At 56.8% G+C, this 12,285-nt stretch carries 9 protein-coding genes; 4 read left to right on the forward strand and 5 right to left on the reverse strand.

Annotated elements, in window-relative coordinates; all coding sequences use genetic code 11:
• Positions 1–339 precede the first annotated feature (339 nt).
• Positions 340–636, reverse strand: a complete 297-nt coding sequence (locus G565_RS0110120; RefSeq protein WP_028670821.1) for a Dabb family protein — start codon at positions 634–636, stop codon at positions 340–342.
• A 70-nt stretch (positions 637–706) separates the two neighbouring features.
• Positions 707–1,408, reverse strand: a complete 702-nt coding sequence (locus G565_RS0110125) for a glutathione S-transferase N-terminal domain-containing protein (RefSeq protein WP_028670822.1) — start codon at positions 1,406–1,408, stop codon at positions 707–709.
• A 180-nt stretch (positions 1,409–1,588) separates the two neighbouring features.
• Here G565_RS0110125 and typA point away from each other — a divergent pair, with 180 nt between their 5' ends.
• Positions 1,589–3,406: a translational GTPase TypA gene (gene typA / locus G565_RS0110130; protein ID WP_028670823.1), complete on the forward strand. Its 1,818-nt coding sequence runs from the start codon at positions 1,589–1,591 to the stop codon at positions 3,404–3,406.
• A 122-nt stretch (positions 3,407–3,528) separates the two neighbouring features.
• A complete protein-coding gene (locus G565_RS0110135) occupies positions 3,529–5,991 on the forward strand; it encodes an ATP-binding protein (RefSeq protein WP_157600049.1) in 2,463 nt (820 codons plus the stop codon).
• A gap of 17 nt (positions 5,992–6,008) precedes the next feature.
• On the opposite strand, the gene ptsP is transcribed toward G565_RS0110135, so the two are convergent.
• Both ptsP and G565_RS0110145 read right to left on the reverse strand, forming a co-directional pair.
• Positions 6,009–8,279 (reverse strand): phosphoenolpyruvate--protein phosphotransferase, encoded by a 2,271-nt coding sequence (gene ptsP, locus G565_RS0110140; RefSeq protein WP_028670825.1) that lies wholly within the window; start codon positions 8,277–8,279, stop codon positions 6,009–6,011.
• A 1-nt stretch (position 8,280) separates the two neighbouring features.
• On the reverse strand, positions 8,281–8,772 hold the full coding sequence (locus tag G565_RS0110145) for an RNA pyrophosphohydrolase (RefSeq protein ID WP_028670826.1): 492 nt from the start codon (positions 8,770–8,772) through the stop codon (positions 8,281–8,283).
• Positions 8,773–9,258: 486 nt separating this feature from the next.
• On the opposite strand from G565_RS0110145, the gene G565_RS0110150 reads away from it, so the two are divergent.
• Positions 9,259–9,915: a histidinol-phosphatase gene (locus G565_RS0110150; protein ID WP_028670827.1), complete on the forward strand. Its 657-nt coding sequence runs from the start codon at positions 9,259–9,261 to the stop codon at positions 9,913–9,915.
• Positions 9,916–9,918: 3 nt separating this feature from the next.
• On the forward strand, positions 9,919–11,049 hold the full coding sequence (locus G565_RS0110155) for an imelysin family protein (protein ID WP_028670828.1): 1,131 nt from the start codon (positions 9,919–9,921) through the stop codon (positions 11,047–11,049).
• A 282-nt stretch (positions 11,050–11,331) separates the two neighbouring features.
• On the opposite strand, the gene G565_RS0110160 is transcribed toward G565_RS0110155, so the two are convergent.
• Positions 11,332–12,138 carry a 3'(2'),5'-bisphosphate nucleotidase CysQ family protein gene (locus tag G565_RS0110160; RefSeq protein ID WP_051207743.1) on the reverse strand — a complete coding sequence of 269 codons (807 nt, stop codon included), beginning with the start codon at positions 12,136–12,138 and terminating at the stop codon, positions 11,332–11,334.
• Positions 12,139–12,285: the final 147 nt, after the last annotated feature.

A 12,285-nucleotide genomic window follows, 5' to 3' on the forward strand; every position in this document is an offset into this window, starting at 1 on the left:
AAGCCAGTACCGCTGTTAATTGGCCTCGGGCCTTATAGGCCGCCCCAGAGCCGACACTCTTTTTTCACGCTGCAGCGCTGGCTCTGGGGTTAGCTGATCACCCACACAGAACACTAAGCCAGGCAATCACTCTGCGCTATAGCACACATGCAGTAACCCATTTGGGTTAGTTGGATCCGGAACCGGTCATGCGGGGGTAAACGGCCAATCAGGATGACTGTGGTTTTTCGAACAATCGATCGGGCTGGCAGGGGTAACTCAGACGTTGTATTTTAATACGGCAGGAACGTCCATATTCCGGTAGCAGGCCGCCGGAATTCTACGAATTTCAACAGCTGGCTAGATGAGATAGTCGAATACGACAATGTCCTGGAGCAACGGAGTAAAAACACGCTTTAGAGCGTCATGTTCAGCATGAGGAAGATAGGTCTGACGCCCTTGCTCGTCCGCAAAGGTCATCAATACCGAGTGTGTGTAGCCGCGGTTCAGATTTTCCGGACTGTCATTCACACCCCATTCAACCGTCAGAACGCCAGGCACTTTCTCGGGTATCGCCTCAAATAATTGTCTGACTTCCGCGATTTGAGACGGTTCAACAAACGATTTAAAGGCAATGAGCAAAATATGTCTGATCATGGGTTTACCTCTTAACAGATCTGCCACGTGTGATTTTACCGATGCGAATCAGCCATCATAACCCGCAAGCTCAGCGTTTGATGCTCGACGCATCCTGCCCAAACAAAACCTTCTTTTCGTCTTCGGTATAGCCCTGACCGGAGGTGTTTATCTGCTCGACAACCGCATAGGCGCGCTCCGTAGCAGGTCGCTCACTGATGGCCTCAAACCAGCGCTTCACATTCGGAAAATCGTTCAGGTCCTGCTGCTGACGCTCGTGGGATTTTACCCACGGGTAACTCGCCATATCGGCAATGGAATAGTCACCCGCCAGATACGGCCGATCGGCCAATTGCCGGTCCATAACCGCATAGAGACGGGCGGTTTCTTTCACATAGCGGTCGATTGCATAGGGCACCTTTTCCGGGGCGTAGACGTTAAAATGATGATTTTGCCCCGCCATTGGCCCCAACCCACCCATTTGCCAGAAGAGCCACTGCATGACTTCCAGACGCTGGCGCGTGCTGTTGCCATAAAACCGCCCGGTTTTCTCAGCCAGATAAGTCAGGATAGCACCAGACTCAAATACCGATACCGGTTCAGGGCCATCCGTCGGCTCTGTATCGATGATGGCTGGAATCTTGTTGTTGGGCGAGAACCGCAAAAACGCCGGTTCAAACTGGTCGCCCTTGCCAATATGCACCGGAATCACCTCATAAGGGAGCCCGAGCTCCTCAAGACAGAGGGTGATCTTGTGGCCGTTCGGGGTCGTCCAGTAATAAAGCTTGATCATATTCGGACTCCATCGGTGCATTTCAGTGAATAAGACTCGCATTCTGCCCTGTTTTGGCCCGTAAAATCAGTAAAACCGGGTCTTTTTAACCCGGTCACGCTCTGTAACCCAGTTGTCTCTTTTTTATTCAGCTTTAACAGGTATAATGCGCGCCCTAATTTAAAGCCGGACACCCTGCTTGTGATCGAGAAACTTCGTAATATCGCCATTATTGCCCACGTTGACCACGGTAAAACCACACTGGTCGACAAACTGCTTCGACAATCCGGCACTCTGGGCCGTAAAGACCAGGGCACTGAGCGCATCATGGACTCCAACGACCAGGAGCGTGAGCGCGGTATTACGATTTTGGCGAAAAACACCGCCATCAACTGGCAGGACTACCACATCAACATCGTGGACACCCCAGGACACGCCGACTTTGGCGGCGAAGTCGAACGGGTACTGTCTATGGTCGATTCGGTGTTGCTGCTGGTTGATGCCGTCGACGGCCCGATGCCGCAGACCCGCTTTGTAACGTCCAAAGCGTTCGAGCAAGGCCTGCACCCCATTGTGGTGATCAACAAGGTTGACCGTCCGGGCGCCCGTCCTGACTGGGTCATGGATCAGGTATTTGATCTGTTTGACCGCCTCGGCGCGACCGACAAGCAGCTCGATTTCCCGGTTATCTATGCATCGGCCCTGAACGGCGTTGCCGGCGACGACCCGGAGAACATGGCTGAAGACATGACGCCGCTGTTCGAAATGATCGTCAACCAGGTACAACCGCCGGAAGTTGAGCGTGACGGACCCCTGCAAATGCAGATCTCCGCGCTGGACTACAACAGCTACGTTGGCGTTATCGGTGTTGGCCGCATCAAGCGCGGTCGCATCAAGACCAATGAACAAGTGGTTGTGGTCGGTAAAGACGGCAGCAAGAAAAAAGGCCGTATTTTACAGGTCATGGGCTACCACGGTCTGGAACGGATCGAAGTACCAGAAGCCGAAGCCGGCGACATCGTCTGTGTGACTGGCATCGAAGGTCTGAACATCTCCGATACCCTGTGTGATCCCAATACTCCGGAGGCCTTGCCGCCGCTGACAGTCGATGAACCGACAGTAAGCATGAACTTCCTGGTCAACGACTCGCCGTTTGCCGGTCGCGAAGGCAAGTACATCACCTCGCGTAACCTGAAAGACCGCCTTGACCAGGAGCTCATTCACAACGTGGCTCTGCGAGTTGAACAGGGCGACAGCCCGGACAAGTTCAAGGTATCGGGTCGTGGTGAATTGCACTTGTCGGTACTGATCGAAAACATGCGTCGCGAAGGCTTTGAGCTGGCGGTATCGCGCCCCGAAGTGATTCAGCGCCTGGTCGACGGTGAGATTCAGGAGCCGTACGAGCAAGTCGTGATCGATCTGGAAGAACAGCACCAGGGCGGTGTAATGGAAGAGCTGGGCCTGCGTAAGGCCGAAATGACCAACATGGAAAACGATGGTCAGGGCCGTTTGAAGCTTGAGTTCATGGTCCCCTCGCGCGGCCTGATCGGCTTCCGCGGCCAGTTCCTGACGCTGACCTCCGGTTCCGGCATCATGACCAGCATTTTCGACCATTACGGCCCGGTCAAAGGTGGTGACATGTCTGGCCGCCAGAACGGTGTGCTGGTCAGCATGGCCAAGGGCAAAACCCTGGCCTACAGTCTGTTTACGTTACAAAGTCGCGGTCGCCTGTTTCTCGGACATGGTGTGGATATTTATGAAGGCCAGGTCATCGGTATTCATTCACGCGACAGCGACCTGGTGGTCAACCCGACCAAGGCCAAGCAGCTGACCAACATCCGGGCTGCCGGCACCGATGAAGCATTGACCCTCTCGCCGCCGATTCACCAGACTCTGGAACAGGCGCTTGAGTTTATCGAAGACGATGAACTGGTCGAGGTGACGCCGCTGTCGATCCGCATCCGCAAGAAATTGCTGGCCGAGAACGAGCGCAAGCGCGCCGGTCGTGGCCCCAAGTAAAGGCTGCCTTATAGCACCACCAAACCACCGTTCCAGGTTGCGCCACAGGCGCTTCCTGGAAGGGTGACGTTTTTCCGGAAACTGAGCTACACTGACCTAAAAGCTTAGCGGAAGAGCGACCTTTGAGCACACCTGCCATGCCTACCCGGCACCCGCTGTCATTATCGCGCCGCTTGCTGGTCTGGATAGCAGGCATCTTCATTGCACTTGTCAGCCTGACCACAGCCCTTCAGCTGAGCGTCGAATACTCCCTCGAAGAAGAATCCGGTGTCCAGCAAATTGGCTTCGCCCTTTTCGGCTCGCGTGATGTTCTGGCCAATGCCCTGTGGAGTTTTGACCCGGTGCAGTTGAATGCCACGGCCGATTTATTGATCGCCCATCCGCTGATTGAAGGCGTGCTGATCGAATCAGAAGACCCTGCACTGAACCAGATTCGCGGCGAACTGCCAGACCCGACAGGGTATCTGCCTGCAAGCGATCTGAACCCCGGCTACCCTGATATTGATATTGCCAGCCAGGGTCGGCTGCTGCAAAAAGCCCTGCAGTTTACCGAATCCATTAACTTCGACACTGGTGACGGCCTTTACCCAGTCGGCACCGTGACTGTCTATTCAAACGTGCGTTTGATCCTCAACCAGAGCCTGCTTAACTTCGTATTTACACTGACCAGTTCAATTCTGCTGTGCATTCTGGTGGTTGTGATTACTGCCTGGTCTGTACACAGGCTGGTGGCCCGTCGCCTGAATGTGGTCGAACGTGTTCTTGCGACCATCGAAACCGAGCACGATGTCTTTCAACCCCGGCTGATTCCCGACTGGATCGGTCGCGAGCGCGATGAAATTGCTACCCTGTGTGATGCACTCAACGAACTACAGGTCCAATTGGCCGAAAAGTCACAACGCATCCGCCAGCACCAGAATAACCTGGAACAAAAAATCCAGGCGCGCACTCATGAACTCGAAGAGACCCTCGAAGCCCTGCAAATCAGCACCGACCATAAAAACCAGTTTCTGGCCAACATGAGCCACGAAATACGCACACCCATGAACGGCATTATCGGCATGGCCGAATTGCTCCAGGACACTCGACTCGATCAGCGTCAACGAGACTATCTGACCACCATCCTCAATTCGGGTCACACCCTGACCACCATCATCAATGACATTCTGGATCTGTCAAAAATCGAAGCCGGGCGGCTTGAGCTTGAATCCATCAGCTTTAATCTGCCTGAGCTGGTTGAGGAAACCCTGGCGCTCTTTATCAAACCCTCCGAAGAGAAAGGGCTGCTGCTGATTGCCGACATCGAACGGGGCACTCCGGAAACCATTGTCGGTGACCCCATTCGCATGCAGCAGTTGCTGTTAAATTTGCTGGGTAATGCCTTTAAATTCACCGATGACGGCGAAATCATCGTACACCTGCAGTGGCACGCCGACCGGCAACGCCTTGGTCTGGCGATCAGCGATACCGGGCTCGGGATCGAGCCGGATAAAGTCACCTCCTTGTTCGACGCTTTTTTCCAGGCACACAAAAGTACGCACCGTGAACGCGGCGGCACCGGACTGGGGCTGGCCATCTGCAAACGCCTGGTCGAATTGATGAACGGGGAGATAGGCGTTAACAGCGAACCGGGCAAGGGCTCAACGTTCTGGATTGAAATACCGCTTAACTCCGCCACTGCGGCAATATCCTCGACCCTGCCATTTTCTGCTACCGATCGCGGTGGCCTCAGCGGCAATGCACTGCTGGTGACCAGTAATCTGACGCTGCAACGCCTGTTTTGCCACCACACAGAGGCTACGGCTCTGACACTCACCTGCGCTTCCAGCGGAGTCGAAGCACTGGCCCTGTGTGCCCAGCAACAGTTCAACGTCATTCTGGTCGATGCTACGGTGGATCATAACCAGGGCCTGGCACTGGGGCCCAGATTGGCCAACGCCCAACCCGAGGCCCTGCTCGCGCTGATCGCCAGTCGCATGGCATCACCCGACTGGCAAACTCTGACGGGACACCAGTTTAAACGCCTGATGGAAAAGCCATTGTCGCTGCCACGAAGCCTGCTGAAACTGAGTGAAGAACGACAGCCCGGTCCTGCGGGGTTGCCAAACGAAGACCCCGGCCTGCAATCGCCCGAGTTTCCGCCAGCGCACCTGCTGCTGGTTGAAGACAACCACGTTAATCAGCGTGTCGCCGAAGGCATGCTAAAACGACTCGGACTGAATGTTACGGTGACCAGCAACGGTCAACAGGCTTTGGATTATCTGGAAAATAATGTGCCGGCAAATGAACTCGACGATGCCGGAGCAGAAGCCATTTCCGGGCACGGCCTCGTCTCAGCCAGCGTCGATCTGATCTTGATGGATTGCGAAATGCCGGTGATGGATGGTTACGCCGCGACCTACGCCATTCGACATTCCGACAACGAACGGATTCGGCGGATACCCATCATCGGCCTCAGCGCTCACGCCATGATGGAGCAGCAGGAAAAAGCACTGACAGCCGGGATGGATGACTATCTGACCAAGCCACTGCGCCGCCGTTCATTGGAGCTGACCCTCAGCAAATGGTTGCTTGCGGACGATTAGACAGCCAGGCCTGGCGATCAGGAGGGCAGAATGCCGATGTCGGTGAGCGGGATACCGGCTTTGCGTAACGCCAGTCGTAATGTGGAGCGAACGACTTTGGGGTCATCCAGGTGCAGCAGGCCAGAGGCGATGGTATGTGCCCAGTCGCTGTCTATCTGCCGCAGAACCGATTTAACCCGCAACAGATTTGAACTGCTCATCGACAGGTTCCTGTACCCAAGCCCCACCAGAGTAACGGCGCCCAGCGGGTCACCGGCCAGTTCGCCACACAAACTGACCGGAATGCCGCCCTCATGGGCCGCATCGACGACCATTTTCAGTGCTTTGAGCACGGCTGGGTGGAGTGAATCATAGATGTTGGCGACGCGCGGGTTGTTGCGGTCTACGGCCAGCAAATATTGGGTCAGGTCGTTGGAGCCGACCGAAATGAAATCGATTTGAGTGGCAAACTCCTTCACCAGATACACCGCAGAGGGCACCTCAACCATCACCCCGACTTCCGGCAAGGTGACCGACACGCCCTCTTCGTTCAGCTCCAGTACCGCCCTGTGGATGATCGCCAGAGCTTCTTCCACCTCACTGACGCTGGTGACCATGGGCAACATAACTTTCAGGTTATTCAGGCCCAGGCTGGCACGCAACATGGCACGGATCTGCACCATAAACAGTTCAGGATGGTCGAGCATGACCCGGATACCGCGCCAGCCCAGAAAGGGGTTGTCTTCGACGATCGGGAAATAGTCGAGGCTCTTATCGCCGCCAACATCCAGCATGCGCATGGTCACCGGCAGTGGCGCAAAGGCTTCCAGTTGCGCCCGATAGATTTTGGCCTGTTCATCTTCCGACGGGAAGCGATCGCGCATCATAAAGGGCACTTCGGTCCGAAAGAGGCCAACGCCATCGGCGCCCTTATTCTGTGAGCGCACCACATCGGTTTGCAAGCCGGTGTTGACCATCAAGCTGATGGCTACGCCATCGCTGGTTTCGCTGGCCTCATCAGTCAGGCTTTCGAGGTCCGCCTCGCGTTCGGCTTCTTCCTTGCAGATGGTTTCGAAATACTGGCGTTTTTCCGCTGAGAGCCGGTAATACACGTGGCCACGATAGCCATCGACCACCAATTCTTCACCCTGTAGGCCCTGCCAGGGCAGTTCCTGTACACCCATAATGGTTGGAATCGCTAGCGCCCGGGCAAGAATTGCCACGTGCGAGTTGGCGGAGCCGGTGGTACACACAATGGCCGCAATGCGACCGGCGGCCAAATCACCAAACACCGTCGGTGAAATTTCTTCGCCTACCAGAATGGCGTGATCGGGAATGGCGACTTCCGGTACCGAGGCCTGCAAATGGGACAACACCCGGCGCCCCAGATCGCGCATGTCCGCAGCGCGTTCGCGCAAATAATCGTCTTCAATGCTTTCGAAATGATCAATGTAGCGGCGCATGACCGTTGCCAGCGCACTTTGCGCCCACTCGCCCTGATTGATCAGTTCAACCACACTGTCACCGAGCGCCCGGTCTTCAAGAATACCGACGTAAACATTGAACAGCGCCAACTCTTCGGGGCGCAGTTCACTTCGTAACCGCTCCCGCGTGGCTGTCAGTTCCGAGCGGACTTTGGCCAGGGCGTTTTCAAACAACACCAGCTCCGCGTTGATATCGCGAGCAGGCCGGTAGCGCACCGAATCAAGATCCGACGGCGGTACCAGCACATGGGCGTTACCAATGGCAACGCCCTGTGACCCGGCCACACCGGCAAAGCGGACATCCAGTTGCTCGCCACCCATCAGGTTCAGACCCGACAGTGCTCCGGTGGCTTCAGCGTGGGCAATCACGCCGGCCAATTGGGCCGATAGCGTCACCATGAACGCTTCTTCAGTGTCTTCGAAGCGCCCGGGCTCAGACCGTTGAATGGTCATCACACCGAGCACCTTGCGGTGGTGGATAATGGGCACCGCCAACAGGCTTTTAAACGGTTCTTCACCCAGACCCGGAATGTGATGATAGTTAGGGTGGCGGGTGGCATCACTGAGGTTGAGCGGCTCTTCGCGCTTGCCCACCAGAGCGATCAGGCCCTCATTCTGAGTCAGCGTGACCTTACCGATGGCTTCCGCACTCAGGCCATCGGTGGCCATCAGTACGTAACGGTTAACATGAGCATCCCACAGAAAGACGGAGCAAACCTGAACATTCATACCGGCACGAATACGACCCACCACAGTGCTCAGCGAAGCCTGCAAGTCCCGGGTGCTGTTTACTTCCTCCACCACCTGGCGGAGTAAATGCAACATATCAACCACGGCGTCTCAGCTCCTTGTGCACTCTAGGTGCCAGCTCAGCGAGCGCCTGACGGTAGACCTCTCGTTTGAACGAGACAACCCGGGCCAGCGGATACCAGTAGGACACCCATTCCCAGCCATCAAACTCGGGATCTTCGCAATCGTTGAGAATGATGTTGTCGTCTTGCCCGGTCATGCGCAGCAAAAACCATTTTTGCTTCTGACCGATGCAGATAGGCAGGGCATTGTAGCGAATCATCCGTTTGGGCAAGCGGTACCGCAGCCAGCCACGGGTGCAGGCCAGAATCTCGACGCTGTCCGGAAGCAGGCCGACTTCTTCCTGCAACTCGCGGTAAAGCGCGTCGGTTGGGGTTTCATGAGCGCGAATGCCACCCTGCGGAAACTGCCAGGCATCCTGACCAATGCGGCGGGCCCAAAGAACCTGCCCCTCCGGGTTGGTCAATATGATGCCCACGTTGGGGCGATAGCCATCGGAATCGATCATGATCGCCAGCATCCCCCTGTGACTGGATTCGCACAGTGCGCGAATCAATGAATGTTGGTGACCGCCGCAGCCCAGGAGTCTGACTGACTTAGGGGGATCGAAGCGAGGGAGTGGGACGGCAAGACCAAATGTTCGCAAATTTCGTGTGCATAGTGATCCTATGTGCTCGAAATTTGCGGATATTTGGGCCGTTGTCCCGCTTCCGCAGCCGATTCATCCTAAGTCAGACAGACTACTAGCCTGCTGGCGTGCACGACCCCCTCCACTAACCGCAAGAGAGTCCGTCTGTTCAGACTGCATTGTTCCACATCGGCTGCAAAACACCAAAACAGGTCACATTCAAACCAGCTTCTTGCGCAGTATGGTCAGAGGTGAAGCCCTTGCCTTGTACCTTTCAGGCCATGCCCGTATTCTTGACACCCATCGGACACCCCTTTATTGGAGGCCGCCGAGTCTACCCTGCCCAGGCAACAACGGAGCCTTGCCGTGACCCTCGCTATTTTTGATCTCGACAACACCCTGCTAGCCGGGGATTCAGACCACGCCTGGGGTCAGTTCCTGATTGACCAGGGTCTGGTCGATTCTGCTGTCGTCAAAGCCGCCAATGAAGCTTTTTACAAGCAGTACCAGGCCGGGGAGCTGGATATTGATCGCTACTTGCGCTTTTCACTGTCGTTCCTGGCGAACAAACCGATTGAGGAACTGGCCAGCTTGCACCGGCACTTCATGAGCGCTGTGATAGAACCGATGATAGCCCCCGGCGCCCTGTCCCTGCTGGATCAGCATCGGCAGCGCGGTGATACACTGATGATCATTACCGCAACCAATCACTTTGTGACCGGCCCCATTGCCCGGCATCTGAACATCCCGCATCTGATCGCCTGCGAGGCCGAAATGAACAATGGCCGGTACACCGGCTTGCCCACAGGCACCCCCAGCTATCAGCAAGGCAAGGTAGTGCGCCTGCAAAGCTGGCTCGACGCGCACCGGGAATCGCTCGATGGGGCCTGGTTTTACAGTGACTCGCTGAACGATCTACCGCTGCTAAGACTCGTGGATAACCCGGTGGCGGTTGACCCGGATGCAACCCTGGCGGCCGAGGCACAACGCCAGAACTGGCCCATCATCAGCCTGAGGGATTGACCTATGCGTCATGTGATTCGTGCCCATACCCTGCTCGCCCTGGTGCTACTGGGCTGCTCTTCGCCAAACGAGCCGACCAGCGAGACCGACCAGCTGGCGCAAAGCCCTCTGCCCGATATTAAGACGGCCAAACCCGATGTCCAGTTCGCGAGCCTTGCCCGGGCGTTTCAGGACCGGGCCGACATTGCTGGTACAGCCATGCAGGCCGCCTGCCAGCCCCTGGGTTCTGCTGTTACCGCGTTTCTGGATTCTGTGGAAACCGGGCTGCAAAGTGAAGCCCAGGCGGTCTGGCACGACTGTTACGAGCACTGGCAAGCCTTCTCACTGTTTCATCAGGTCGCGTTTAACCCGGCAGCCCAGGAAGCACTGGATCGCTCTCGCCGGTTGATCAACGTGCGCCCCTTCCTGCCCGGTTACGTCGATGCCTTGCCGGAGTACCCTTACAGCGGCCTGGTACACGAGACCGGCATGGATCTGACGCTGGACAATCTGCTTGAGCAACATCAACTGATGGATCTGGAGTCGCCTGCCCTGGGGTTTCCCGTCGTCGAAACCCTGCTCTGGCAATCCGATCCGGACACCTACTGGCTGACTTCCGGAGGAGACGGAGATCTGACCATCACCCGCAGACACCAGTATCTGAGCCTGGCGACCGACCACTTACTGCAACAACTTGAGCAGGCACGCCTTCGCTGGGCGGGTCAGGTGGGGTTTACCGGTCTGCCTGAGCCGGCACAGCGGCGCATTGTTCTGACCAGCCTAGAGCACCAGGTTCGTGATGACCTGCTCGCTCTAACCTTTACCGATGATGCCCTTCAGGAACCAGACTGGCATCACCCCAGCCTGGTCGCCGGCCAGGGCAAACGCCACTTGCAAGCCCGGCTGGCTGGCCTTGAAGCGTTGTTTGCAAGTCCGGATGACAGCATCAGCGCCTTTTCATCCTGGCTCGACCGCCTCGGTGGCGCAGTCACCAGTGAGACGCTGGGCAACCAAATCGTTTCGGCCCGGGAAGCATTAAATGCTTTACCGGACAACACCCCGACCACAGAGAGCGACGCCGAAGCCTGGCAAGCGGCCGTAGTGGCGTTCACCGGACTGGCCGATCTGATCAGTCAGCTACGAGCCGCCCAATGATCTAGGGAGCCTCTGAACAACTCCCCCAGGGCTCTGCGCGAGCTAAAACGTCCTGGCACAAGGCGCACTTCGCAGCGCAAGGGCCGTAGCCCTTGTCAAGAAGTGCAACGCCGGGCCAGGACGTTTTAGCCGCGCCCACTGGGGCTTTCCGAGGAACGCTGCCACTTCGTTGGACTTATTTGAAAGGTCTAGACATTCCTGCATAAGTCCGTCTTGTGGCAACGTCCCTCGGATAAGCCAGAGCCCCGGGGGAGTTATTCAGAGGCTCCCTAGGGAGGCTCCCTAGGGATCACACAGCACTGCCAGCAGTGCCAGGTCGGATACGGCGACAAACTCGGGATTGAGCGTCGATTCTTTACCGTAGGCAAGCGGAGCGCCATTCCATTGCACCAACCCACCTCCGGCTGCCGTTAATATGGCCTGGGGGGCTGCAGTATCCCACTCGCTGGTCGGCCCGAGCCTCGGATAGCAATGCGCCGTGCCATTGGCCAGCAACATGAATTTAAGGGCGCTGCCAACGGAGCGGGTTTCCACTGAGTAGCCGGCGGTTTCAAGCCGGTCGCGCCACGGGCCTTTCCAGGCTGACCGCCGACTGCCCAGCACCTGCACCCGGTCTGTCGCCGATGCGGCTGCAATTGCCTTCGACAAGCCCGGAGCCCCCTGTCGCGGCCGAACGTTCACGCCACCCCACCAGCCGATGCCGGTTACCGGTTGCAACACCATGCCGAACAAGGGCTGATCTTCGTGCATCAGGGCGACATTAATCACAAACTCGTCACTTTGGTGCAGAAATTCGCGTGTCCCATCCATCGGGTCGACCAGCCAGTATGTCTGCCAGTCATGCCGTTGCGCAAAGGGCACCAGCGCTTCCTCTGACAACACCGGGCAGGCCACGATGGCGGGCAGCCCGGCCACCAATCGCCGGGACGCAGCCAAGTCAGCCGCCGTTACCGGAGAGTCATCGGCTTTATGATCCGTCTGCCAGCGCGACCGGTCATGATAGACGGCCAGAATGTCGCCTCCCGCTTGCTTCATCAAATGAAACAAGGCGTCAATCTGTTGCTCCGACAAGTCTGGCTTGGCTGGCATGTCGTACCCTCATTGCGCTTACGGTATTGAATTCAGAACTGCTCAGTCTACCATGAAGCTGATCACCCCCTTGTAACTCGGAGGCGCCACCCTTATTAACGGCTGCCCTGGTTTAATTAGCTTAAACGCGAGATTTTCGTGCCAGCC

The sequence above is a fragment of the Saccharospirillum impatiens DSM 12546 genome (assembly GCF_000423605.1).
GTDB classification, from domain to species: Bacteria; Pseudomonadota; Gammaproteobacteria; order Pseudomonadales; family Natronospirillaceae; genus Saccharospirillum; species Saccharospirillum impatiens.